The sequence below is a fragment of the Streptomyces sp. NPDC101160 genome (assembly GCF_044768205.1).
GTDB lineage: Bacteria > Actinomycetota > Actinomycetes > Streptomycetales > Streptomycetaceae > Streptomyces.
The window spans coordinates 441,160-466,162 of the sequence record NZ_JBIWPJ010000008.1 but is presented as its reverse complement, the minus strand read 5'-3'; the positions used below and the strand labels follow the sequence as shown (position 1 = coordinate 466,162).

The 25,003-nt window shown below is 73.2% G+C and carries 19 protein-coding genes, 1 rRNA gene and 1 pseudogene; 16 read left to right on the top strand and 5 right to left on the bottom strand.

Annotated features, from left to right (window positions below; genetic code table 11):
- From rrf to ACIRSU_RS27825, 3 genes are all read left to right on the top strand, one after another.
- Positions 1–91, top strand: a 5S ribosomal RNA gene (gene rrf, locus ACIRSU_RS27835); the annotation flags it as partial.
- A 175-nt stretch (positions 92–266) separates the two neighbouring features.
- A complete protein-coding gene (locus tag ACIRSU_RS27830) occupies positions 267–1,274 on the top strand; it encodes a hypothetical protein (protein WP_403797544.1) in 1,008 nt (335 codons plus the stop codon).
- A gap of 5 nt (positions 1,275–1,279) precedes the next feature.
- Positions 1,280–2,044 carry a hypothetical protein gene (locus ACIRSU_RS27825; RefSeq protein ID WP_403797542.1) on the top strand — a complete coding sequence of 255 codons (765 nt, stop codon included), beginning with the start codon at positions 1,280–1,282 and terminating at the stop codon, positions 2,042–2,044.
- Positions 2,045–2,160: 116 nt separating this feature from the next.
- Here the strand turns inward: ACIRSU_RS27825 and ACIRSU_RS27820 are convergent, their stop codons facing one another.
- The gene (locus ACIRSU_RS27820; RefSeq protein WP_403797483.1) at positions 2,161–3,447 is read right to left on the bottom strand and encodes a DUF1015 family protein; all 1,287 of its coding nucleotides are present in this window, start codon (positions 3,445–3,447) and stop codon (positions 2,161–2,163) included.
- A gap of 83 nt (positions 3,448–3,530) precedes the next feature.
- Here ACIRSU_RS27820 and ACIRSU_RS27815 point away from each other — a divergent pair, with 83 nt between their 5' ends.
- The 4 genes from ACIRSU_RS27815 (at position 3,531) to ACIRSU_RS27800 (ending at position 7,805) form a co-directional block, all read left to right on the top strand.
- On the top strand, positions 3,531–4,616 hold the full coding sequence (locus ACIRSU_RS27815; RefSeq protein WP_403797539.1) for an HAD hydrolase-like protein: 1,086 nt from the start codon (positions 3,531–3,533) through the stop codon (positions 4,614–4,616).
- A 194-nt stretch (positions 4,617–4,810) separates the two neighbouring features.
- Positions 4,811–5,866, top strand: coding sequence for a FecCD family ABC transporter permease (locus ACIRSU_RS27810; RefSeq protein WP_403797480.1), 1,056 nt, complete (start codon positions 4,811–4,813; stop codon positions 5,864–5,866).
- Complete coding sequence (locus ACIRSU_RS27805) at positions 5,863–6,912, top strand: FecCD family ABC transporter permease (RefSeq protein WP_403797477.1); 1,050 nt, start codon at positions 5,863–5,865, stop codon at positions 6,910–6,912. Before ACIRSU_RS27810 ends, ACIRSU_RS27805 begins: the two co-directional genes overlap by 4 nt.
- A gap of 74 nt (positions 6,913–6,986) precedes the next feature.
- Positions 6,987–7,805, top strand: coding sequence for an ABC transporter ATP-binding protein (locus tag ACIRSU_RS27800; RefSeq protein ID WP_403797474.1), 819 nt, complete (start codon positions 6,987–6,989; stop codon positions 7,803–7,805).
- Between the two features lie 75 nt (positions 7,806–7,880).
- On the opposite strand, the gene ACIRSU_RS27795 is transcribed toward ACIRSU_RS27800, so the two are convergent.
- A complete protein-coding gene (locus ACIRSU_RS27795) occupies positions 7,881–8,228 on the bottom strand; it encodes an SCP2 sterol-binding domain-containing protein (RefSeq protein WP_403797472.1) in 348 nt (115 codons plus the stop codon).
- A gap of 42 nt (positions 8,229–8,270) precedes the next feature.
- On the opposite strand from ACIRSU_RS27795, the gene ACIRSU_RS27790 reads away from it, so the two are divergent.
- The 6 genes and pseudogenes from ACIRSU_RS27790 to ACIRSU_RS27765 all read left to right on the top strand — a co-directional run bounded on the left by ACIRSU_RS27790 (position 8,271) and on the right by ACIRSU_RS27765 (position 14,331).
- Positions 8,271–8,540 (top strand): hypothetical protein, encoded by a 270-nt coding sequence (locus ACIRSU_RS27790; protein ID WP_403797469.1) that lies wholly within the window; start codon positions 8,271–8,273, stop codon positions 8,538–8,540.
- A 7-nt stretch (positions 8,541–8,547) separates the two neighbouring features.
- Positions 8,548–9,363: a TlyA family RNA methyltransferase gene (locus ACIRSU_RS27785; RefSeq protein WP_403797466.1), complete on the top strand. Its 816-nt coding sequence runs from the start codon at positions 8,548–8,550 to the stop codon at positions 9,361–9,363.
- Positions 9,360–10,340 carry an NAD kinase gene (locus tag ACIRSU_RS27780; RefSeq protein WP_403797463.1) on the top strand — a complete coding sequence of 327 codons (981 nt, stop codon included), beginning with the start codon at positions 9,360–9,362 and terminating at the stop codon, positions 10,338–10,340. Before ACIRSU_RS27785 ends, ACIRSU_RS27780 begins: the two co-directional genes overlap by 4 nt.
- A 279-nt stretch (positions 10,341–10,619) precedes the next feature.
- Entirely contained in the window at positions 10,620–12,362 is a 1,743-nt protein-coding gene (gene recN / locus ACIRSU_RS27775; RefSeq protein ID WP_403797459.1) for a DNA repair protein RecN, read from the top strand.
- A gap of 86 nt (positions 12,363–12,448) precedes the next feature.
- Positions 12,449–13,174: a hypothetical protein gene (locus ACIRSU_RS27770; RefSeq protein ID WP_403797457.1), complete on the top strand. Its 726-nt coding sequence runs from the start codon at positions 12,449–12,451 to the stop codon at positions 13,172–13,174.
- 90 nt (positions 13,175–13,264) lie between these two features.
- Positions 13,265–14,331 (top strand): annotated as a pseudogene (locus ACIRSU_RS27765) (glycosyltransferase family 4 protein).
- A 43-nt stretch (positions 14,332–14,374) separates the two neighbouring features.
- Here ACIRSU_RS27765 and ACIRSU_RS27760 read toward each other — a convergent pair.
- Positions 14,375–15,997, bottom strand: a complete 1,623-nt coding sequence (locus tag ACIRSU_RS27760) for a PucR family transcriptional regulator (RefSeq protein ID WP_403797536.1) — start codon at positions 15,995–15,997, stop codon at positions 14,375–14,377.
- A gap of 166 nt (positions 15,998–16,163) precedes the next feature.
- On the opposite strand from ACIRSU_RS27760, the gene ACIRSU_RS27755 reads away from it, so the two are divergent.
- Both ACIRSU_RS27755 and ACIRSU_RS27750 read left to right on the top strand, forming a co-directional pair.
- On the top strand, positions 16,164–17,726 hold the full coding sequence (locus ACIRSU_RS27755; RefSeq protein ID WP_403797454.1) for an APC family permease: 1,563 nt from the start codon (positions 16,164–16,166) through the stop codon (positions 17,724–17,726).
- A gap of 52 nt (positions 17,727–17,778) precedes the next feature.
- Positions 17,779–19,404 carry a flavin monoamine oxidase family protein gene (locus tag ACIRSU_RS27750; RefSeq protein WP_403797451.1) on the top strand — a complete coding sequence of 542 codons (1,626 nt, stop codon included), beginning with the start codon at positions 17,779–17,781 and terminating at the stop codon, positions 19,402–19,404.
- 12 nt (positions 19,405–19,416) lie between these two features.
- Here the strand turns inward: ACIRSU_RS27750 and ACIRSU_RS27745 are convergent, their stop codons facing one another.
- Positions 19,417–20,808: an FAD-binding oxidoreductase gene (locus ACIRSU_RS27745; protein WP_403797448.1), complete on the bottom strand. Its 1,392-nt coding sequence runs from the start codon at positions 20,806–20,808 to the stop codon at positions 19,417–19,419.
- Positions 20,809–21,017: 209 nt separating this feature from the next.
- A complete protein-coding gene (locus tag ACIRSU_RS27740; RefSeq protein WP_403797445.1) occupies positions 21,018–22,820 on the bottom strand; it encodes a glycoside hydrolase family 15 protein in 1,803 nt (600 codons plus the stop codon).
- 493 nt (positions 22,821–23,313) lie between these two features.
- Here ACIRSU_RS27740 and ACIRSU_RS27735 point away from each other — a divergent pair, with 493 nt between their 5' ends.
- Positions 23,314–24,972 carry a CTP synthase gene (locus tag ACIRSU_RS27735; RefSeq protein ID WP_403797534.1) on the top strand — a complete coding sequence of 553 codons (1,659 nt, stop codon included), beginning with the start codon at positions 23,314–23,316 and terminating at the stop codon, positions 24,970–24,972.
- Positions 24,973–25,003 lie beyond the last annotated feature (31 nt).

Here is a 25,003-nt window from a genome sequence, read left to right as displayed (position 1 = left end):
GCCCGGTTACATTCCGAACCCGGAAGCTAAGCCTTTCAGCGCCGATGGTACTGCAGGGGGGACCCTGTGGGAGAGTAGGACGCCGCCGAACAATCTTTCAAGGACCCCTGGGTCCCAGCGTTCACGCTGGGACCCAGGGGTCCTTTTGTTTTTCCTTGAATTTGTTGGAACGCGCGGCGGTGTGCCGGCTGCGCGAGAATGACTGCAGTACCCGAAGACAGGAGTCACGTCGATGTCCACCAACTCTCCCGACGACCGTCCGGAGCGTGAGCCGCGCCGCCGCGACGGTGGCGACCGGGGCGGCTTCCGTGGGCCGCGTCGTGACGACAACCGTGGCGGTGGCGGCTACCGAGGCCGCGATGACCGTCCCTCGTACCCGCGCCGTGATGACCGTCGCGACGACCGCCGTGACGACCGCCGGGACGACAACCGCGGCGGTGGCTTCCGTCGCGACGACCGCCGTGACGACCGTCGCGATGACCGCCGTGACGACCGTCCGTCGTACCCGCGTCGGGATGACCGGCGTGACGACAACCGTGGTGGCGGCTACCGCGGCCGCGACGAGCGTCCCTCGTACCCGCGTCGTGACGACCGTCGTGACGACCGGCGCGATGACCGCCGTGACGACCGTCCGTCGTACCCCCGTCGTGATGACCGGCGTGACGACAACCGTGGCGGCGGCTACCGCGGCCGCGATGACCGTCCCTCGTACCCGCGTCGCGACGACCGCCGTGACGACCGCCGCGATGACCGCCGTGACGACCGTCCGTCGTACCCCCGTCGTGACGACCGGCGCGATGACCGCCGTGACGAGCGTCCCTCGTACCCGCGTCGCGACGACCGCCGTGACGACCGGCGGGATGACCGCCGCGATGACCGTCCGTCGTACCCCCGTCGTGATGACCGGCGCGATGACAACCGTGGTGGCGGCTACCGCGGCCGCGACGAGCGTCCCTCGTACCCGCGTCGTGACGACCGCCGTGACGACCGCCGCGATGACCGCCCGTCGTACCCGCGTCGCGACGACCGTCGGGACGATCGCCGCGATGACCGCCGTGACGACCGGCCCCGTGGGCCGCGGCGTGAGGACGACCGGCGTGGTGGCGGCGGGTTCCGTGGGCGGGACGACCGTCCGTCGTACCCGCGTCGTGACGACCGCCGGGACGACAGCCGTGGCGGTGGCTACCGGGGTCGTGACGACCGGGGCGGCTACCGGGGCCGGGACGACCGTCCGTCGTTCCGCCGTGAGGACCGCGGGGACCGGGCGCCGCTGAAGCGGCTGCCGATCCCGCCGGAGGTCACCGGTGAGGAGATCGACCCGGACGTGCGGCAGGAGCTGATGAGCCTGCCCAAGGGTCTGGCCGAGGACGTCGCCCGCAACCTCGTCATGGTCGCCCAGCTGATCGACGACGAGCCGGAGAAGGCGTACGAGTACTCGCGCATCGCGCTGCGTCTCGCGTCCCGTGTCGCCGCCGTCCGTGAGGCGGCCGGCTTCGCCGCGTACGCGACGCAGAAGTACTCCGAGGCGCTGGCCGAGTTCCGGGCCGCCCGGCGGATGACTGGCAGCGTGGAGCTGTGGCCCGTCATGGCGGACTGCGAGCGCGGTCTGGGCCGGCCGGAGCGGGCCCTCGCGATGGCCGGTGAGCCCGAGGTGCAGAAGCTGGACAAGGCCGGGCAGGTCGAGATGCGGCTCGTGGCCGCCGGCGCCCGTCGGGACATGGGCCAGCTCGACGCGGCCATCGTGACCCTGCAGAGCCCCGAGCTGGCGTCCAGCGCCAACCACCCGTGGACGGCGCGCCTGCGGTACGCGTACGCCGACGCGCTGCTCGCGGCCGGCCGCGAGCAGGAGGCCCGCGAGTGGTTCGCCAAGGCCCTCGAGGCCGACAAGGACGGCTCCACGGACGCCTCCGACCGCCTTGCCGAGCTGGACGGCGTCGAGTTCGTCGACGCCTTCGACGACTCGGACGACGAGGACGTCCAGGAGGACGCCCAGGGCGAGGAGACCGAGGGCGCCGAGGGCACCGAGGACGACAGCAAGAGCTGACGTTCCGCGCACATCGCGTCATCGCGCACATCGCGCACATACGAAGGGCGGCACCCCACCAGGGGTGCCGCCCTTCGGCGTATCCAGGTATCCAGGTATCCGGATGTCCAGGAGGCTCAGTCCAGCGCCAGGCTCCGCAGCACCAGGCCCGTCGCCGGCTTCGGGCCGAACGAGGTCGACTTGCGGGGCATCGTGACGCCCTGGCGGGCCAGGTCCCGTACGACCTCCTCCTTCACCGGGTGCATCAGGACCGCCGTGCCGCCGCGGCGCTCGGCCTGGGCGACGGCGGCGGCCGTGTCGTGGATGTAGGCGATGTCCTCGGGGTCGTCCGGGATGTGCCAGACGTGGTCGAGGAGGGCGGCGTGCAGGACGGTGGCGTCCAGGGTGCGCCAGAGCTCGGGGCGGTCGCCGCGGACCGTGCGGGCGAGGAGCTCCGGGTCGGGGCGGTCGAGGAGGTGGAAGGCGCCGTCGCCGGCGAGGACGAAGGCGTTGCCCGCGTCGGCCGCGGCGGCCAGGGCCTCCTGGGCGGCGGACAGCGGGCCGTCTATCCGGGTGACGCGGAAGCTGTCGCCGACGGCGGCGAGCGCGTCGGCGACCGGGAGCCGGCTGAGCAGGCGGTGGATGGCGCGGACCCGCAGCGGGTAGCGGACGGTGTCGACGAGCAGCACCAGGCCGTGGTTCCAGGGGCCGGGCGCGGCGTGCTCGTCGCGCAGCCGGAGGTAGGTGGCCCACCGGTGGTGGCCGTCGGCGATGAGGGCCTGGTGGCGGGCGAGTTCGGTGGCGACGGCGGTGAGGTCGGCCGGGTTGGTGACCGCCCAGAGGCGGTGCCGGATGCCGTCCTCGGTGGTCGTGCAGAGCAGCGGCTCGCGCTCGGCGACGCGGTCGACGACGGCTCCCGCGCCGTCGCCGTCGCCGCGGTAGGTGAGGAGCAGCGGGTCCAGGTTGGCGGCCGTGGTGCGCATGAGGGCGGCGCGGTCCTCGACGACGTGCGGCATGACGTCCTCGTGGGGGAGGACGATGCCCTCGTCGGGGGTGGAGAGTTCGAGGGCGCCGATGAGGCCGCGCTGGAGGATGCCTTCGCCCTGCTGCTCGTAGACGTAGAGCGCGGGTTCGGGGTCCGGGGCGAGGATGCCGTCGGCGAGCCAGCGGTCGAGCGTCACGGCGGCCTTGCGGTGCCGGGTGCCGGCGGTGATGGCCTGCGGGAGGATCAGCCGGACGATGTTGTGCGGGTCGAGGGACTCCAGGTGGTGCAGTCCGTCGGGCCGTACGACCACGTCGTACGGCGGGGAGGTCACGGCGGCGAGGCTGCCGACCCGTTCGGGGACGTACCTGAGGCCCCGGAAGGGGCTCAGGCGGAGACCGGGGGCGCGGACGTCGTCGGCCGCGTGACCTGAGGTGTTCATCTCGTCATCGTATGTGGGCGGTGGCCATGAGCGATGATCGGGGGAGCGGGGATTTGCCTGGGCGATGTGAGGAGTACATGACGATGACGGGATTCGGCCAGGGGCGTCAGAGCAGGAACCGGCCGGGTGGCAGTGCGCGCGCGCTGAGCGAGGCGTACGACACGGCGCTGCTCGACCTGGACGGGGTCGTCTACTACGCGGGCGGGAACGCGATCCCGTACGCCGTCGAGGCCCTTGAGGCGGCCCGCGGGGGCGGGATGCACCTGGCCTACGTCACCAACAACGCGCTGCGGACGCCGGACACGGTGGCGGCGCATCTGACGGAGCTGGGCTTGCCGACGGGGCCGGCGGACGTGATCACCTCGGCGCAGGCGGTGGCCCGGCTGGTGGCCGACGAGGTGCCGCCGGGGTCGCGGATCCTGCTGATCGGCGGCGAGGGGCTGCGGGTGGCGCTGCTCGAGCGGGGCCTGGTGCCGGTGGAGTCGGCGGACGACGACCCGGTGGCGGTGGTGCAGGGCTACGGGGGCCCGGAGACGCCGTGGAGCCGGTTCGCGGAGGCGAGTTACGCGGTGGGGCGCGGGCTGCCGTGGTACGCGTCGAACACCGATCTGACGGTGCCCACCGCGCGGGGGATCGGGCCGGGCACCGGCGCGGCGATCGAGGTTGTCCGGATCGCGACGGGTGCCGAGCCGAAGGTCGCGGGCAAGCCGTTGCCGCCGATGCACCGCGAGACGGTGCTGCGGACCGGGGCCGAGCGGCCGCTGGTGGTCGGGGACCGGCTGGACACGGACATCGAGGGGGCCTTCAACGGCGGCGTCGACTCGCTGCTGGTGCTGACCGGGGTGACGGACGTGGCGCGGCTGCTGGCGGCGGTGCCGGAGCACCGGCCGACCTATGTGGCGGCGGACCTGCGGGGGCTGCTCGTGCCGCAGCCGGAGGTGGCCGACGGCGGGGACGGCGCGTTCTGGTGCGGCGGCTGGACGGCGTCGGTGAGCGGGGGAGCGCTGCTGCTCGACACCACCGCGGACGGGGACGGGGCGGATGCGGCCGGTGCTCTTGATCCGCTGGACGGGGTAAGGGCGTTGTGCGCGGCGGCCTGGACGGAGGCGCGCGCCGGGGCGTGCGGCCTGGACGCGACGAAGGCGCTGGAGCGGCTCGGCCTGGTGTGAGCGATGCGCGCGGGGTGCGGGCTCGGGGGCGTAACCCCGCGGCCGTATCCCCGGGAGGGCGCCCCCGTCTGGTGCGGGCTCGGGGCCTGACTCCCGGGCCGCAGGCCCGAGGGGGCGTGGCCCCGGGCCGTACGCCCCCTCGGGAGGGCGCCCCCCGTCTCGTACCGGCGATCAGGGTAGGCTAACCTAACCTCGTGTTGGTCGAGAGTCCCTCCCGTGCGAGCGCGGAGCCGACCGGCCCTGACCGGAAACCGGCGCGCCGCAACTCGCTGCGGGCCGTGGGTCTGGTCGCGGCCGTCGGGGTCCTGCTGCTGGTCTGTGTCCTGAGCATCATGATCGGTGCCAAGCCGGTGCCGCTCGCCGACGTGTGGCACGGCCTGTTCCACAACAGCGGCATCCGCAACGACGTCGTCATCCACGACCTCCGGGTGCCCCGCACCCTGCTCGGGCTGCTCGTCGGACTCGCCCTCGGCCTGTCCGGCGCCGTCATGCAGGGCCTCACCCGCAACCCGCTCGCCGAGCCCGGACTGCTCGGCGTCAACGCCGGCGCCGCCGCCGCCGTCGTCTCCGCGATCGCCTTCTTCGGGATCACGGACATCGACGCGTACGTGTGGTTCGCGTTCGCCGGCGCCGCCGTCGTCTCCGTCCTGGTGTACGTCCTCGGCGGCAGCCGCAGCGCCACGCCCGTGCGGCTCGCACTGGCCGGGACCGCGGCCACCGCCGCCCTCTACGGCTACGTCAACGCCGTACAGCTGCTCGACTCCGCCGCCCTGGACCGGCTGCGCTTCTGGACCGTCGGCTCGCTCGCCTCCGCGAACGCCGACACCGTCGCCCGGGTCGCCCCCTTCATCCTCGTCGGCGCCGTCCTCGCGCTGCTCATCGCCCGGCCGCTGAACGCCATGGAGATGGGCGACGACACCGCCCGCGCCCTCGGCGCCCACCTCAACCGGACCCGGATCACCGCCATGGCGGCCGTGACGCTGATGTGCGGCGCGGCGACCGCGGCCTGCGGGCCGATCGTGTTCCTCGGCCTGATGGTCCCGTACATCGTGCGCTCGGTCACCGGGCCCGACATGCGCTGGATCCTCCCGTACGCGGCCGTGCTCGCGCCCGTCCTCCTCCTCGGCTCCGACGTGATCGGACGCGTCGTCACCCGACCCGCCGAGCTCCAGGTCGGCATCGTCACCGCGCTCATCGGCGGACCCGTCTTCATCCACCTCGTCCGCCGCAAGAGGATGGCCCAGCTGTGACGACCAAGACCTTGCGGACCGGCGGCACCGCACGGGGCGGCGGCCTCTCCGTACGCTACGAGCCGCGCGCCCTCCTCGGCGTCCTCGGCCTGCTCGTCCTCTCGCTCGGCGCGGCCGTCGTGCTCATCGGCAGCGGCGACTTCCCGCTCGCCCCGAGCGACGTCGTCAGCACGCTGCTCGGCAACGGCACGCCCGTGCAGGAGTTCGCCGTGATGGACCTGCGGCTGCCGCGCGTCCTCGTCGGCGTCTTCGTCGGCGCCGCGCTCGGCATCGGCGGCGCGGTCTTCCAGTCGATCTCCCGCAACCCGCTCGGCAGCCCCGACGTCATCGGCTTCGGGCAGGGTTCCACGGTCGGCGCGCTCGTCGTCATCATCCTCTTCCAGGGCAGCGCCCTGGCCGCCGCCGGCGGCGCGATCGTCGGCGGACTCGTCACGGCCGTCGCGATCTACCTGCTCGCCTGGAAGCGCGGGGTGCACGGCTACCGCCTGGTCCTCGTCGGCATCGGCGCCGCCGCGATGCTCACCGCCGTCGTCCACTACCTGCTCACCAAGGGACAGCTCGTCGACGCGACGCGCGCGGTGGTGTGGATGACCGGCTCGCTGGACGGGCGGGACTGGGACCAGTTCTGGCCGCTGTTCGGCGTCAGCTGCGTGCTGCTGCCGCTGATCCTCGGGCACGGGCGGGCGCTGCGGATGCTCGAGATGGGCGACGACGCGGCGTACGCGCTCGGCGTGAAGGTCGAGCGGACCAGGATCGTGCTCATGGGCGCGGCCGTGCTGCTCGTGGCCGTCGCCACCGCCGCCGCCGGCCCCATCGTCTTCGTCTCCCTCAGCGCGCCCCAGCTCGCCCGCCGGCTGACCCGCTCGCCCGGCCCGAACCTGGCCGCCTCCGCGCTGATGGGTACGGCGGTGCTGCTCGTGGCCGACTGGGTCGCCACGCACGCGTTCGGGGAGCGGCAGCTGCCGGTGGGTGTGGTGACGGGGGTGCTCGGCGGGTGCTACCTGCTGTGGCTGCTCGTCAGCGAGCGCAGGGCGGGGCGGGTATGACCGGGCCGGGCAGGGCCGGGGCGCGTACGAGCGGGCCGGGTACGACCACCGAGAACACGATCAGGAGCAAGGGTATGCAGCAGTCGCCGAGGCTGAGCGCCGAGTCGGTCACGCTCGCCTACGACCAGCGGGTCATCGCCCGCGATCTGTCCGTCGCGATCCCCGACAACTCCTTCACCGTCATCGTCGGCCCCAACGCCTGCGGCAAGTCCACGCTGCTGCGCGCGCTGTCCCGGATGCTCAAGCCGACGCGGGGGCGGGTGCTGCTGGACGGCCAGGCGATCCACTCGATGCCCGCGAAGCAGGTCGCCCGGACCCTCGGGCTGCTTCCGCAGTCCTCCGTCGCGCCCGACGGGATCACCGTCGCCGATCTGGTCGCCCGCGGCCGCTACCCGCACCAGGGGCTGCTGCGGCAGTGGTCGCCCGAGGACGAGCGGGTCGTCCAGGAGTCGATGGCAGCGACGGGCGTCGCCGAACTCGCCGAGAGGTACGTCGACGAGCTGTCCGGCGGCCAGCGGCAGCGGGTCTGGATCGCGATGGCCCTCGCCCAGCAGACGCCGCTGCTGCTGCTCGACGAGCCGACGACGTTCCTCGACATCCAGCACCAGATCGACATCCTCGACCTGTGCGCCGAGCTCCACGAGACCCAGGGCCGCACGCTCGTCGCCGTCCTGCACGACCTCAACCACGCGGCCCGGTACGCCACCCACCTCATCGCCTGCCGCGGCGGCGAGGTCGTCGCCGAGGGCCCGCCGGGCGAGGTCGTGACGGCCGAGCTGGTCGAGCACGTCTTCGGGCTGCGCTGCCAGGTCATCGAGGACCCGGAGACGGGGACGCCGCTGGTCGTGCCGGCGGGCCGGAAGGCCCGGAGGCCCGCACTGCAGTCCCGCTAGGCGGCTCAGAGGCTCGCCGGCTCAGGGGCTCGTGGGCTCCAGAGGGGCTCAGGGCTCGGGGACCCGCCAGGCGGCTCAGAGGAGGGAGCGGAGCCGGAGCAGGTCGCGGAACCCGGCCTCCAGGCCCACCCGGCCCGAGGCCCACGCCTTGGCGAAGTTCAGCCGGCCGTCGACCATCGCCACCAGGTCGTCGCCGGTCATCCGGAGGCGGATCTGCGCCTTCTCACGGGGCGGGCCCGGGACCGTGTCCTCGACCTCGACACGGCCGTCGGCCATGCGCCCGGTGAAGGTCGTGTCCAGGTCGGTGAGGTGGCAGCTGAGGGTGCGGTCGAGCGCGGCGGCGCCGCGCACGTCGCCGTCGGCCCGCGCCAGGTTGTCCGAAAGCCTGCTCAGTGCCTCACGGCACTCGGTGATCGTCGCCATCGTGGTCGACGGTACCCCAGGGCTTCGATGTAGCGTCGGGGCATGAGCGATGCGACACCCGAAGCCCCGCAGGAGCACGAGGCAGCCGACCCGTACGAGGCCGCCGGGCCCGCGCCGCTCGGGGTCGTACGGACGCCCACCGGACGCCCGGCCGTCGACGCGCTCCTCGACCGGCTCGGTGCCGCAGACGACCTCACGGCGGACGGACACCTCGACGTGTACGAGGATGTACACCGTGGGTTGCGCGCCGAGCTGACCGCGCTCGACGCCGCGCCCGCCCCCGCACCCCGTCCGTACGACAACAGGAGCTGAACCGAACGTGGCAGGACCGGCACGCCGCCGTCTCGACGCCGAGCTGGTACGGCGCAAGCTGGCGCGGTCGCGCGAGCACGCCAGCCAGCTGATCGCCGCGGGTCGGGTGACCGTCGGCAAGACCGTCGCCACCAAGCCCGCCACCCAGGTCGAGACCGCCGCGGCCATCGTCGTCGCGCAGGACGACACCGACCCCGACTACGTGTCGCGCGGCGGCCACAAGCTGGCCGGCGCGTTCGCCGCGTTCGTGCCGCAGGGGCTGCGGGTCGAGGGCCGGCGCGCGCTCGACGCGGGCGCGTCCACCGGCGGCTTCACCGACGTGCTGCTGCGCGCCGGCGCCGCCCATGTCGTGGCCGTCGACGTCGGCTACGGGCAGTTGGCCTGGTCGCTGCAGAGCGACGAGCGGGTCACCGTCAAGGACCGCACCAACGTGCGGGAGATGACCCTCGACGACATCGACGGCATCCCCGTCGACCTCGTCGTCGGCGACCTCTCCTTCATCCCGCTCGGGCTCGTGCTGCCCGCCCTGGTCGCCTGCACCGCGCCCGACGCGGACCTGGTGCTCATGGTCAAGCCGCAGTTCGAGGTCGGCAAGGAGCGGCTCGGTTCGGGCGGTGTGGTGCGCAGCGCCGAACTGCGCGCCGACGCCGTCAAGGACGTGGCCCGGCGGGCCGGCGAGCTCGGCCTCGGTGTCGTCGGCGTCACCGCGAGCCCGCTGCCCGGCCCGTCCGGCAACGTCGAGTACTTTCTGTGGCTGCGGGCCGGGGCGCCCGCCCTCGATCCGGCGGAAGTCGACCGCGCTGTGGCGGAAGGACCTCGTTGAGCACACCTTCGAGCACGTCAACCGAAAACACCGGAAACGCCGAGAGCAGGCGGACTGACGGGGACGGAACCGGGACCGGGGACGGGAGCCGTACCGTCTTCCTGCTCGCGCACACCGGCCGGCCGGCCGCCGTGCGCAGCGCCGAACTCGTCGTCCTCGGCCTGCTGCGCAGTGGCCTGGGCGTTCGCGTCCTGGCGGCGGAGGCGGCCGACCTGCCGCTGCCGCCGTCCGTCGAGCAGGTCCCGGAGGGCTGCCCCGACGCGCTCGACGGCTGCGAACTCCTCGTCGTCCTCGGCGGCGACGGCACGCTGCTGCGCGGCGCCGAGTTCTCCCGGGCCTCCGGCGTGCCGATGCTCGGCGTCAACCTGGGCCGGGTCGGCTTCCTCGCCGAGGCCGAGCGCGACGACCTCGACAAGGTCGTCGACCGGGTCGTCACGCGGGCGTACGAGGTCGAGGAGCGGATGACGCTCGACGTCGCCGTGTACGAGAACGGCGACGTGCTGCACCGCGACTGGGCGCTCAACGAGGCCGCCGTGCAGAAGGTGTCCCCGGAACGGATGCTGGAGGTCGTCCTCGCCATCGACGGACGTCCGGTGACCGGCTTCGGCTGCGACGGCGTCATCTGCGCGACCCCGACCGGCTCGACCGCGTACGCCTTCTCCGCCGGCGGCCCGGTCGTCTGGCCCGAGGTCGAGGCGCTCCTCATGGTCCCGATCGGCGCGCACGCGCTGTTCGCCAAGCCGCTCGTCACCACCCCCGACTCGGTCCTCGCCGTCGAGGTGGAACCGCACACCCCGCACGGCGTCCTGTGGTGCGACGGCCGCCGCACGGTGGAACTCCCGGCCGGTGCCCGCGTTGAGATCCGCCGCGGCGCGATCCCGGTCCGGCTGGCCCGCCTCCACCACGCGTCCTTCACGGACCGGCTGGTCGCGAAGTTCGCCCTGCCGGTGTCGGGGTGGCGGGGGGCGCCGCACTGACCGGTGCCGGGCCCGCGTGGCCCGGCACCGTGCCCGGTCGCGGGCGCACGTCGCTCCCCGCACGCGCGGGGAGCACCAGAGCCGTCCCGCCAGGCACGCCCGGCGCGGCGGCACCCCGTCCGTATCCCGTCCCACCCGGGCGGGAGCGGGCCGTCCCCGCCGCGGCAGGGAGCCGCAGGGGTCAACGAGCCGGCATCCGAAGAGGCACGCGTCACGTCGCCGACCAGCGCATTCGCCGCGGGGGAGGGGCGACGTGGCACCAGGCGGGGAAAACCTCGTATGGTCTGGGGCGTGCTGGAGGAGATGCGGATACGGTCGCTGGGTGTCATCGACGACGCCGTCGTCGAGCTGTCGCCCGGGTTCACCGCGGTGACCGGCGAGACCGGTGCGGGCAAGACCATGGTCGTGACCAGCCTCGGGCTGCTGCTCGGCGGGCGCGCCGATCCGGCGCTCGTGCGGATCGGGGCGGGGTCGGCCGTCGTCGAGGGGCGCATCACGCTGCCGCCGGGCGCGCCGGTCGTGGCGCGGGCCGAGGAGGCGGGGGCGGAGCTCGACGAGGGCGCGCTGCTCGTCACCCGTACCGTGTCCGCCGAAGGACGCTCCCGTGCGCACCTGGGCGGCCGGTCCGTGCCCGTGGGCGTGCTCGCGGAGCTCGCCGACGAGCTGGTGGCCGTGCACGGCCAGACGGACCAGCAGGGCCTGCTGAAGCCGGCCCGGCAGCGCGGGGCGCTCGACCGGTACGCGGGCGACGCGGTGTCCGTGCCGCTGGCCGCGTACACGGAGGCGTACAAGCGGCTGCGGGCCGTCAGCGCCGAGCTGGAGGAGATCACCACGCGGGCCCGGGAGCGGGCGCAGGAGGCGGATCTGCTGCGCTTCGGGCTCGGGGAGATCGAGGCGGTGGAGCCGCGGCCCGGCGAGGACGTGGAGCTGGCCGCCGAGGCGGAGCGGCTCGGGCACGCCGAGGCGCTGGCGTCCGCCGCCGCGCTCGCGCACGCGGCGCTCGCCGGGCAGCCCGAGGACCCGGAGGCCGTGGACGCGACGACGCTCGTCGCGGGCGCGGGCCGCGCCCTGGAGGCCGTACGGGCGCACGATCCGGCGCTGGCCGCGCTCGCCGAGCGGATGGGGGAGATCTCCATCCTGCTGGCGGACGTGGCCGGGGAACTCGCCGGGTACGCCGACGACCTCGACGCCGACCCGATCCGGCTCGCCGCCGTCGAGGAACGGCGCGCCGCGCTCACCCAGCTCACCCGCAAGTACGGCGAGGACATCGCGGCCGTGCTCGCGTGGGCCGAGCAGAGCGCGACCCGGCTCACCGAGCTCGACGGCGACGACGAGCGCATCGAGGAGCTGACCGCCGAGCGCGACCGGCTGCGCGACGAGCTGTCGGCGCTGGCCCAACGGCTCACCGACGCGCGTACGGAGGCGGCCGACCGGTTCGCCGAGGCCGTCACCGCCGAACTGGCCTCGCTCGCCATGCCGCACGCACGGGTGTCGTTCGCGATCCGGCAGACCGAGGACCCGGACGGCGTCGAGGTGGGCGGCCGCCGGGTCGCGTACACCCCGTCCGGCGCCGACGAGGTCGAGCTGCTGCTCGCCCCGCACCCGGGTGCGCCGCCGCGGCCGATCGCCAAGGGCGCGTCGGGCGGTGAGCTGTCCCGGGTGATGCTCGCCGTCGAGGTCGTCTTCGCCGGTACGGATCCGGTGCCGACGTATCTCTTCGACGAGGTCGACGCGGGCGTCGGCGGCAAGGCGGCGGTCGAGATCGGCCGCCGGCTCGCCAAGCTCGCCAAGACCGCGCAGGTCGTCGTCGTCACCCACCTGCCGCAGGTGGCGGCCTTCGCCGACCGCCAGCTGCTGGTCGAGAAGACCAACGACGGCTCCGTCACGCGCTCGGGCGTCACCGTCCTGGAGGGCGAGGAGCGGGTCCGCGAACTGTCCCGGATGCTCGCCGGCCAGGAGGACTCCGAGACGGCGCGGGCGCACGCCGAGGAACTGCTGGCGGCGGCGCGCGCCGACGGCTGATCCGCTGCCGCTGCCCGGGTTCGCCCGGTTCGGCCTCTCCTCGACAGCGTGGCAGCCGCCACTGACTCGTCATTAGGCTGACCGCCATGATCAGGACACGCGGCAGGGCCGCTTCCCTCACCGTGGCCGCCGGCGTGGCCCGCGTCGCGTACGAAGGGCTGCGGCGGCTGCGTGATCCGCGGTGGGAGCGGACCAACCACGCCGGGCGGGCCGTCGGTCTGTACGCGGGGCCGGCGACCGCGCTCGGGGCCGCGGCCGGGACGGCCGCCGGCGGGAGCCCGGTCGGGGCGCTCGCGGTGCTCGCCGCGGGGGCGTGCGGGGCGTACGACGATGCGTACGGGGACCACCGGCGCGGGTTCCGGGCGCATCTGGCGGCGTTGCGGGACGGCGAGGTGACCAGCGGGGCCGTCAAGCTGTTCGGGATCGGCGCCGCCGGGCTCGTGGCCGGGGCGGTGCTCAAGGAGCGGGCGGTCGACAAGGTGCTCGCCGGCGTCGTCGTCGCGGGGGCCGCGCATCTCGTCAACCTGGTGGACGTACGGCCGGGGCGGGCCGGGCTCGTCGTGCTCGGGCTCGCGGCGCCCGGGCTGCTGCGCACGCCGGTCGCCGCCGCACCCATGGGCGCCGTCGCGGCCGTGCTCGCCGACGACCTGGCCGAGCGGACCATGCTCGGCGACACCGGCGCCCACGCCCTCGGCGCGGCCGTCGGCACGGCCGTCGCCGTGTCCAACGGGCGGGCCGGGCTAGCCGTTCACGCGGCCGGGCTGCTCGCGGCCGCCGCGTACGGAGAGTTTCGGCGATCTTCACTCGCGTGAGTGATCCCGGTCGGTAAGTTGGGGTCGCCGACACGGCAACGACGTCACTTCGGTGCCGGAACGTGCGTACGGACTGGCATCCTTGGGCGCGTGACACAGCTCCGTACGGTCCAAGTGCTGGGCGGCGGCAGCGCGGGAAGCAGCGCCCACGTCAGATCACTTGCCTCGGGGCTCGTGGCGAGGGGCGTGCGGGTGACCGTGTGCGCTCCGCCCGAACTCGACCACGTCTACGACTTCGCGGGCGCCGGCGCACGCTTCGTGCCCGTGGCGAGCGTCGGCGCGCTGCGCAACGCCTGCATCGGCGCCGACGTGGTCCACGCGCACAACCTCGACGCCTCCGTCCGGGCCTCGCTCGCGCTGTCCGGCGGCCCCGGGCCGCGCACCCCGCTCGTCACCACCTGGCACACCCGCAGCCAGCTCGCCGGGGCCCGCGCCCGGCTCGTACGGCTCCTGGAGCGAAGGGCCGCGCGGGCGGCGGCCGTCGTCCTCGGCACCTCCTCCGAACTCGTCGACCGCGCCCGCCGCCGCGGCGCCCGCGACGCGCGCCTCGCCCCCGTCACCGTTCCCGCCTGCCGCGCGCCCGTCTGTCTCCACGACGGCAAGGCCCGCGCCGAACTCGGCGCCGTCGACCGGCCGTTGCTGATGGCCGTCGGCGCGCTGGAGCCGGGACGGGGGTACGGGATGCTGCTCGACGCGGCGCGGGTCTGGCGGGACCTGGACCCGCAGCCGCTGCTCGTCATCGCGGGCGAGGCTCCGAACGGGCCGCGCTCCAGCGGCGGATCGAGACGGAGGCGCTGGGAGTCCGGCTCATCGGGCGCCGCGACGACGTCGCCGAGCTGCTCGCCGCGGCGGACGTCGCGGTGCTTCCCTCACGCTGGGAGGCCCGCTCCCTGCTGGCCCAGGAGGCGCTGCGGCTCGGCGTGCCGCTCGTCGCGACGGCGGTGGGCGGAGTCCCGGAGCTGGTGGGGGACGCGGCGGAGCTCGTGCCGTACGGGGACGCCGCCGCCATGGCGCGGGCCGTGCGCGGGCTCCTGGACGACACCGACCGGCGGATGGACCTGGCTGCGGCGGGGCGCGTACAGGCGAGGACATGGCCGACGGAGGACGAGACGGTGGCGCATGTACTGAGCGTGTACGACGAGCTGACGGGGCGCTGACGGGACGGCGCCCTTGGCGGCGAGTCCCCCCGGTCCTCCTCCCCTACCCCGTATGCCGCCTCGCCCTCAGCGCCAGGCTCAGCGCGAGTACCGTCTGGGGGTCGTCGAGGTCCGTGCCCAGGAGTTCCGAGATCCTCGCCAGGCGGTTGTAGAGCGTCTGGCGGTTGAGGTGGAGTTCGCGGGCGGTTTCGGCCTTGCGGCCCGCGTGGGCCAGGTAGGTCTCCAGGGTGGGCAGGAGGGGCGGCCGGGAGGTGCGGTCGTGGTCGCGGAGGGGGCCGATGGCGCGGTCGACGAAGGCGGCGAGGTCCGGGTGGTCGCGGAGGCGCCACAGGAGCAGGTCCGTGTCGAGGCGGCGGGCGTCGTACCAGGGGAGGTCGCTCAGGCCCTGGGCCGCCGTCGCGGTCTCCGCCGCGTGGCGGAGGCCCGCCGAGGCCGCCGCCCAGCCGCCGGCGACGCCGACCACGACGACCGGGGGGTGGACGCCCGCGCGTTCCAGGCCGGCCCGCTCCACGCCGGCGCGCAGCGCGGCGGCGACGCGGTCGGCGACCGCCGTGCGCTCGGACTCCGAGCGCAGGCCGAGCAGCAGCGGCACCCGGCCCTCCACCGGGCGGACGCCCAGCAGCACCGGGACGCCGACCGCGGAGAGCTCTTCGAGGACCGCCCGCGCGAGCAGCGCCCAGTTGCCCGACGGGGAGAGCTCGGAGGCGAGCCGCATCACGACGGGGAGCAGCGGGCCGTCGCCCGGTTTGAAGCCCAGCACCCGGGCCTGCGCCGGCGCGTCCTCCGCCGCGATCCGGCCCTCGGCGAGGTCGGTGAGGAAGTCGCCCCGGCCGCGCGCGGCCAGCTCCTCCTCCTGGCGGGCCTGCATCAGCACGACGGCCAGCAGCCCCGCGGCCCGCTCCGCGGCCATCCGGTGGACGGGGGAGAGGGGAGAGGAGACGGCAAGGAGCACCAGACGGGCGCGCACCGACGAGCTGCCCGGGCCTCCGCCCGGCACGTCCACGAGCACCGCCCCCGTCGGCGGCCCCGACTCCCGCGCCGCCCGCTGCCCGCGCAGCCCGTCCCAGACCTGGAGCGGGTCGGCGGGCTCGGACTCGGTGCCCGCCGCGTAAAGGAGCTGACCGTCCGCGGTCTCCAGGAACACCGGGTTGAGCGCGAAGTCCGCCAGGATCCGCAGCACCTGCGGCACCCCGCCGCCGCCGAGCAGCGCCTCGGTGCACTGCCGGTGGACCTCCTCGGCCTGCCGGAGCAGGGCGTAGTGGCCGTTGACGATCTCGGTGTGGATCTCCTCCGTCACGGCGACGAAGGGCACCTCGCGGTGCAGCTGGACGAGGGGCAGGCCCGCCGTCCTCGCCGTCTCGACGATCGTCGCGGGCAACCGCGCGAACCGCGGGCCCAGCTCCACCACCAGCGCGGCGATGCCCCGCTCCGCGAGCCGCCGCACGAAGGCGCGCTGCTCCGCCGGGCGGGTGCCGAGCCCCATGCCGGTCGTGAGCAGCAGCTCGCCGCCCTTGAGCAGCGACGCGATGTTCGGCACCTCGCCGGCGTGCACCCAGCGCACGGTGCGGTGCAGCCGGTCGGCGCCCGCGACGACCTCGGGGAGTCCGCTGCGCAGCCCCGGGAGTTCCAGCGCCCGCTGCACGGTGATCCCGCCCTGACTTTCCATGGACATGGGCGGACGCTACCCGCCGAAGCCGTCACCGCGACATCACCACGAGGTTAACGGGGCGGACAGTTCGTACACGCAGGCGACAACTCGTCGCTCCCTGGCGCGAATTGTGCGACCGGATGTCGATTGTGGCCTACATCACTCAAGAGGATGCTCTCGCGCCATGGCAGAGAACTCCACCCCAGCGCCGGCCCCGCCCGGGTCCACCCCGGCCGGGCAGCAGGCCCCTCAGGTCCAGCGGCTCAAGGCGAACTCGGTCGGCCTCGTCGGCGTCGTCTTCATGGCGGTCGCCACCGCCGCGCCGATCACCGCGATGACCGGCAACCTCCCCATAGCCGTCGGCTTCGGCAACGGCACCGGCGCCCCCGCCGGCTATCTCTTCGCGACCGTCGTCCTGACCGTCTTCTCGGTCGGCTATGTCGCCATGGCCAAGCGGATCACCGCCGCCGGCGCCTTCTACGGCTACATCTCGCACGGCCTCGGCCGGATCGCCGGCATGGCCTCCGGCATGCTCGCCGTCCTCGCGTACATCGTCTTCGAGGCCTCGATCGTCGGCGTCTTCGCCTACTTCGCCAAGACGACCGTGGCCGCCCAGCTCGGCGTGGACCTGCCGTGGATCGGGTACGCGGCCGTGATGCTCGCGGTCACCGCCGTCCTGTCGTACTTCGACATCAACCTCACCGCCAAGGCGCTCGGCGTGATGCTGGTCGCCGAGATCGCGGTCCTCTTCGCCGTCGCCACCGCCGTCCTGATCGCCGGCGGCGGCCCCGACGGCATCCCCGCCTCGCCGGTCAACCCGAAGAACGCCTTCACCGGCGCCTCCGCCGGCCTCGGCCTCTTCTTCGCCTTCTGGTCGTGGGTCGGCTTCGAGTCGACCGCGATGTACGGGGAGGAGTCGCGCGACCCCAAGCGGGTCATCCCGCGCGCCACGCTCATCTCCGTCGTCGGCGTCGGCCTCTTCTACATCTACGTGTCGTGGATGACCATCGCCGGCAACGGCCTGGCCGGTTCGGTCAAGCTGGCCGCGTCCGCCGCGCCGCTCGACCTGTTCTTCGCGCCCACGAAGTCCTTCATCGGCGGCTGGGCCGTCGACGCCTTCCAGTGGCTGCTGCTCACCGGCTCCTTCGCCTGCGGCATGGCATTCCACCAGTGCGCGTCCCGCTACCTCTACGCCATCGGCCGCGAGGGCTTCCTGCACCCGGCGCTCGGCCGCACCCACGCGCGGCACGGCTCCCCGTACATCGCCTCCTTCGTGCAGAGCGTGATCGCCGTGATCCTCGTCGGTGCCTTCTGGCTGACCGGCCAGGACCCGTACATCCACCTCTACACGCTGCTCGCGATCCTCGGAACGATGGCGATCCTCATCGTGCAGACGCTCTGCTCGTTCGCCGTCATCGGCTACTTCCGCAAGAACCACCCCGAGGACCGGCACTGGTTCAAGACCTTCACCGCGCCGCTCCTCGGCGGCATCGGCATGATCGCGGTCGTCGTCCTCCTGGTCATGAACATGGAGACCGCGGCGGGTCTCGCCGCCGACTCGCTGTTCTTCAAGGCCATCCCGTGGACCGTCGGCGCCGTCTTCGTCGGCGGCCTCGGCCTCGGCTGGTACCTCAGGCTCCGGCGCCCCGAGCGCTACGAGATCATCGGCCGGATCGTCCTGGAGGACGCCGCCGAGCGCACCGACGAAAGCAGCACGCCAAGCCCCGCACCGGCAGCGCACAGCTGACACCTCACCAGCTGACCCGCACCAGCTGACACCTCCCCTCCAGGAGCGCCCCATGGCACGCACCAACCCGATGCACCTCCTGAAGCGCCTCGCCGCCGAGCACGCCGACGCCCGACGGCTCCACCTCCCCGTCGCCGAACTGCGGGAGATGCGAAGCGACGCCCTCGGGCGCCGCACCCTCCTCAAGTACGCCGCCGCCGCGGGCATCGCCGTCTCCGCGGGCACCGCCGTCGCCGCCCCGGCCGCCGCCCGCGCCGCCACCCCCGCCCGGGTCGCCGTCGTCGGCGCCGGCATCGCCGGCCTCACCGCGGCCCTCACCCTCCAGGACGCCGGCCTCAGCCCCGTGCTCTACGAGGCCAACCCCGGCCGGGTCGGCGGCCGGATGTACAGCCAGCGCGAGCACTGGGCGTACGGGCAGACCTCCGAGATCGGCGGCGAGCTCATCGACACCAGCCACAAGAAGATGCTGGAGCTCTGTCGCCGTTTCGGCCTCGCCACCGAGGACTTCCTCGGCGGCGGGCCCAACGGCGCCGAGGAGGTCCTCTGGTTCAACGGCGGCTACTACCCGCGCGCCCGGGCCGACGAGGACTTCAACGCCGTCTACCAGCAGCTCCACCGCGACCTGCTCGACGCGGGCGAGGTGAAGTGGAACCAGACCACGCCCACCGGCACCGCCCTCGACACCATGACGCTGTACGACTGGATCGAGAGCCGCGTCCCCGGCGGGCACACCTCACCGCTCGGCCGCCTCTTCGACGTCGCCTACAACGTCGAGTACGGCGCGGACACCGTCGACCAGTCCTCGCTCGCCCTCGTCCTGCTGATGGGCTATCAGACCAATCCCGGCAACTTCAACATCTGGGGCCTGTCCAACGAGCGCTACCACATCGTCGGCGGCAACGACCGCCTTCCGAACGCCATCGCCGGGGCGCTGAACCCCGGCACCCTGCGCATGGGCTGGTCGCTCGACGCCGTACGGGCCAACTCCGACGGCACCCAGACGCTCACCTTCACCGAGGCGGGCACCACCCGCACCGTCACCGCCGACCACACGATCCTGTGCGTGCCGCTGCCGATCCTCCAGCGGCTCGACCTCAGCCGGGCCGGCTTCGACCCGCTGATGACGAACCTGCTGCGGGACGCCCGCATGGGCTACTGCACCAAGCTCAACATGCAGTTCGCCACCCGCCCCTGGCGCGGCACCGGCCCCTGGCCCGGAGTCTCCTCCGGCGACTGCTTCACCGACAGCGAGGTGCAGCAGACCTGGGACACCACCAAGGTCCAGGGCGGCACCGGCGGCATCCTCCTCCAGTACGGCGGCGGCACCCTCGCCAAGTCCCTCGCCCCGGCAGGGCCGTTCGACTTCGAGTCCGACCCGTACGTACGGGACCTCGCCACCCGCTACCTCAAGGACGTCGACGCCTTCTTCCCGGGCACGTCCCGGGCCTGGACCGGCCGCGCCCAGCTGTCCGCGTGGCACCTCAACCCGTACTCGCTCGGCGCCTACTCGTACTGGCCGGTGGGCTACCTCCACCGGTACGCCGGCTACGAGGGCACCGCGCAGGGCAACATCCACATCGGCGGCGAGCACTGCAGCTACGACTTCCAGGGCTTCATGGAAGGCGGCGCGACCGAGGGCGAGCGCGCGGCGAAGGAGGTGATCGCCGCGCTCAGGTAGCGGCCCGCCGGTTCAGGCTCCGGCCGGCGTGATGTTGTGGTTGAAGCGGAAGACGTTGTCGGGGTCGTACTCGGCCTTCACCGCGGCGAGCCGGCGGAAGTTCCTCTCCCCGAAGGCGGAGACGATCCGCTGCTCGCCCTCCGCACCGGTGAAGTTCAGATACGTCGCGCCGACCGACCACGGCTGCGCGTCGGCCCGCACGTCCTGGACCCACTGCCGGGCCCGCTCGTCGAGCGCCGGGTCCTCCCAGGTCGCGAACGGGTGCACCGCCCACGGCGCGGTACGCCACGGCTGCGGGTACTGGGACGGGCCGGCGGCCACGGCCCCGCCCATCAGGAACAGCACATGCTGGGTGGCCGAGGGCATCGGCATCGCCGCGCCGCGCGCGCAGAAGACGTCCACGGCCACGTCCGGGAACTCCGTCAGGTACTCGGCCGACCAGTAGTTCCGCAGCCCCGGCGGGTCGTCCATCATGGACTGCAGCTCCACGTACGGGATGTCCGTGACGATCTCGATCACCGGCTTCAGCGCGAGCAGCGGCGCCACGAGCTCGCGGACCTCCTCCACCGGACCGGCGTACGTGAGCAGCGTGCCGCAGACCAGCTTGCCGACCAGGTCCTCCGGCACGAACGGCATCGGCGGCGCCGGCACCATGATGGCGCCGCCGCCCACCTCGTCCGGCGCGCCCAGGCCGATGTCCCGGAAGGTCCGTACGACCTCGGGCGCGTTGTCCGGCAGGAAGAACAGCATCGCCATGCTCATCCGCGGCAGCGGGTGCAGCCGCAGCGTCAGCGAGGTCGCCACCCCGAAGTTGCCGCCTCCGCCGTGCAGCGCCCAGAACAGCTCCGGGTTCTCCTCCGCGTCCGTGTGGACGTGCTTGCCCTCCGCGGTGATCAGCTCGGCGGCCAGCAGATTGTCGCTCGCGAGGCCGAACTTCCGCTCCAGCCAGCCCGATCCGCCGCCCAGGACGAAACCGCCCACCCCGGTGGTGGACGCCCGGCCGCCCGTGGTCGCCACGTGGAACGGCTGACAGGCGTGGTCCAGGTGGGCCATGGTGGCGCCGCCCTCGACCCGCACGGTCATGTTCTCCGGGTCGGCGACGACGGCGTGCATCCGGCGCAGGTCCACGACCAGGGCGCCGTCGATCACCGAGGACCCGGCGACGCTGTGACCGCCGCCGCGCACCGCGATCGGCAGCCCCTCCTGGCGGGCGAAGAGGACCGCGTTGGAGACGTCCGCCGGGGTCGCACACTGGGCGATCACCGCGGGACGCCGGTCGATCATGCCGTTGTGGATCGTCCGGGCCTCGTCGTACCCCGGATCACCGGGCAGGTACACCTCACCGGCCAGATCCTCGCGGAGCCCGGCCAACGCGCTGTCCGGAAGGGTGGTCTGGGGAGCCATGACGTTGCCCCCCTTTCGTTTTTTCGGCTCGGTTCGCCTCCGGGCGCCTCCAGCGTGCGTCGACGGTCGACCGTGCTCGGTCCCTCGTTCCTCGGGCCCTGTGCGCGCTCTCCCTTTCGACGCCCGCGGCGCCCTTCGGCTCACTCGCCGGCGGGGGACAGGACTCCTTCATCGTAGGTCCGGGTCCCGTCCCCCGCGTGTCGGACGGCTCAGCCCCCGTACGCCCCCGAGGCCGTCAGCCGCAGCGCCGTGTCGATCAGGGGCACGTGGCTGAACGCCTGCGGGAAGTTGCCCACCTGCCGCTGCAGCCGCGGGTCCCACTCCTCGGCGAGCAGCCCCAGGTCGTTGCGGAGCGCAAGGAGACGCTCGAAGAGCTTGCGGGCCTCGTCGACCCGGCCGATCATCGCCAGGTCGTCGGCCAGCCAGAACGAGCAGGCCAGGAACGCGCCCTCGTCGCCCTCCAGACCGTCCACGCCCGCTTCGGCGCCGGAGGTCGGATAGCGCAGCACGAAGCCGTCCTCGGTGGACAGCTCCCGCTGGATCGCCTCGATCGTGCCGATGACCCGCTTGTCGTCCGGCGGCAGGAAGCCCATCTGCGGGATCAGCAGCAGCGAGGCGTCCAGCTCCTGGGAGCCGTAGGACTGGGTGAAGGTGTTGCGCTCCTTGTCGTAGCCCTTCTCGCAGACGTCCCGGTGGATCTCGTCGCGCAGCTCCTTCCAGCGCTCCAGCGGGCCGTCGGCGTCACCGGACTCGATCAGCTTGATCGTGCGGTCCACCGCCACCCAGGCCATCACCTTGGAGTGCACGAAGTGCCGGCGCGGGCCGCGCACCTCCCAGATGCCCTCGTCGGGCTGGTTCCAGTGGGTCTCCAGGTAGTTGATCAGCTTGATCTGGAGCAGCGAGGCGTAGTCGTTGCGGGAGAGCCCCGTCATGTGGGCCAGGTGCAGGGCCTCGGTGACCTCGCCGTACACGTCCAGCTGGAGCTGGCCCGCGGCCCCGTTGCCGACCCGGACCGGGCCGGAGTTCTCGTACCCCGGCAGCCAGTCCAGCTCCGCCTCGCCGAGCTCGCGCTCGCCGGCGATGCCGTACATGATCTGCAGGTTCTCCGGGTCGCCGGCCACCGCGCGCAGCAGCCAGTCCCGCCAGGCGCGGGCCTCCTCGCGGTAGCCGGTGCGCAGCATGGAGGAGAGGGTGATCGCCGCGTCGCGCAGCCAGGTGTAGCGGTAGTCCCAGTTCCGTACGCCGCCGATCTCCTCCGGCAGCGAGGTCGTGGGCGCGGCGACGATGCCGCCGGTCGGCGCGTAGGTGAGCGCCTTCAGGGTGATCAGGGAGCGGACCACGGCCTCCCGGTAGGGCCCGTGGTACGTGCAGTGCCCGACCCACTCGCGCCAGAAGTCGGCGGTCGCCTCCAGGGAGCCCTCCGGGTCCGGCAGCGGCGGCGGCTCCTTGTGCGAGGGCTGCCAGGAGATCGTAAAGGTGATCCTGTCGCCGGGGGTGACGGTGAACTCGGAGTACGTGGTCAGGTTCCGGCCGTGGGTCTCCACGTCCGCGTCCAGCCAGACCGAGTCCGGCCCGGCGACGGCCACCGTGCGCTCGCCGACCTTGTGCACCCAGGGCACCACCCGGCCGTAGCTGAACCGCATGCGCAGGCTGGAGCGCATCGGCACCCGGCCGCTGACGCCCTCGACGACCCGGATCAGCTGCGGGGCGCCGTCACGCGGCGGCATGAAGTCGGTGACCCGGACCGTGCCGCGCGGGGTGTCCCACTCGGACTCCAGGATCAGCGAGTCGCCCCGGTAGCGGCGCCGGTCGGCGAGCGGGACGGGGGTGTTCTCGGGGGTCGCGGGGCCGACTCTCCAGAAGCCGTGCTCCTCGGTGCCGAGCAGTCCCGCGAAGACGGCGTGCGAATCGAAGCGGGGCAGGCAGAGCCAGTCGACACTGCCGTCCCGGCAGACCAGGGCGGCGGTCTGCATGTCTCCGATGAGTGCGTAATCCTCGATGCGCCCGGCCACGTGCTTTCACTCCAGACAGAACGGCCACGTCCGCCCCACGGGGCGACGACTTACTGGTCAGCGGTCAATCAGCGGTCAAGGGATCGTTGACGAGCTCTTGGCACCGGTTGACTTGGCGGGGGTGGTGCCGTGCCGGTCCGGCTCGGCAGCGCGTGTCCGTGCAGGATACGACGCACCTGGTGAGCGGCGGAGCCGTGCACGTCACGGTGTTGCGCCGATCGGGTGAACGGGTCTTGACCTCACCGGTACAAGGATGCCTGGGCGCGTACCGGCTCTCCCGCGCGCCCGGCGTGTCGCGGACCGTGTGCACCCGACTGCCCCGTGTGGCCGGAAGCGGTCTCCCGATGTCGCTGATACCCTGGTACCCCGTGGACCGGTGGGAAACGGCGACAGCCGAGGACCCCGCAACCGCAGCGACGGCACCCCCCGATTCTTCCGGAGGGGACGCCGGTACGCACCTCCAGAACGCGACCACGGGAGCCCCCTCTTGGCGATGCCGCCCAACACCACGACGACCAAGCACATCTTCGTCACCGGGGGTGTCGCCTCCTCCCTCGGCAAGGGCCTGACCGCCTCCAGCCTGGGTGCGCTCCTCAAGGCGCGGGGCCTGCGGGTCACGATGCAGAAGCTCGACCCGTACCTGAACGTCGACCCCGGCACGATGAACCCGTTCCAGCACGGCGAGGTGTTCGTCACCAACGACGGCGCCGAGACCGACCTGGACATCGGCCACTACGAGCGCTTCCTCGACGTCGACCTCGACGGCTCGGCCAACGTCACCACCGGCCAGGTCTACTCGCAGGTCATCGCCAAGGAGCGGCGCGGCGAGTACCTCGGTGACACCGTGCAGGTCATCCCGCACATCACCAACGAGATCAAGTCCCGGATCCGCCGCATGGCCACCGACGACGTCGACGTCGTCATCACCGAGGTCGGCGGCACGGTCGGCGACATCGAGTCGCTCCCGTTCCTGGAGACCGTCCGCCAGGTCCGCCACGAGGTCGGCCGCGACAACGTCTTCGTCGTGCACATCTCGCTGCTGCCCTACATCGGCCCGTCCGGCGAGCTGAAGACCAAGCCGACCCAGCACTCGGTCGCCGCCCTGCGCAACATCGGCATCCAGCCCGACGCCATCGTGCTGCGCGCCGACCGCGAGGTCCCGACCGCCATCAAGCGCAAGATCTCGCTGATGTGCGACGTCGACGAGGCCGCCGTGGTCGCCGCGATCGACGCCAAGTCGATCTACGACATCCCGAAGGTGCTGCACTCCGAGGGCCTGGACGCCTATGTCGTCCGCAAGCTCGACCTGCCCTTCCGCGACGTCGACTGGACCGTCTGGGAGGACCTCCTGGACCGGGTGCACAACCCGGAGCACGAGGTCACCGTCGCCCTCGTCGGCAAGTACATCGACCTGCCCGACGCCTACCTGTCGGTGACCGAGGCCATGCGGGCCGGCGGCTTCGCCAACAAGGCCCGGGTCAAGGTCAAGTGGGTCACCTCCGACGACTGCAAGACCCAGGCCGGCGCCGAGAAGCAGCTCGGCGACTGCGACGCGATCCTGATCCCCGGCGGCTTCGGCGACCGCGGTGTGTCCGGCAAGGTCGGCGCGATCCAGTACGCCCGCGAGAACAGGGTGCCGCTGCTCGGCATCTGCCTCGGCCTGCAGTGCATCGTGATCGAGGCCGCGCGCAACCTGGCCGACATCCCCGAGGCGAACTCCACCGAGTTCGACCCGGCCACCGCGCACCCCGTCGTCTCGACGATGGAGGAGCAGCTGGCGTACGTCGAGGGCGCGGGCGACCTGGGCGGAACGATGCGCCTGGGCCTCTACCCGGCGAAGCTCGCCGAGGGCTCGGTCGTCCGCGAGACCTACGCCGGCGAGCCGTACGTCGAGGAGCGCCACCGTCACCGCTACGAGGTGAACAACGCGTACCGCGCGGAGCTGGAGAAGAAGGCCGGCCTGGTCTTCTCCGGCACCTCCCCGGACAACAAGCTCGTCGAGTTCGTCGAGTACCCGAAGGACGTCCACCCCTACCTGGTCGCCACCCAGGCGCACCCGGAGCTCAAGTCCCGCCCGACCCGCCCGCACCCGCTCTTCGCGGGCCTGGTGAAGGCGGCCGTCGAGCGCAAGACGGGCACGTCGGCCAAGTAGTCGCCGGGCGTTAACGTTGCCGGGGTACGGG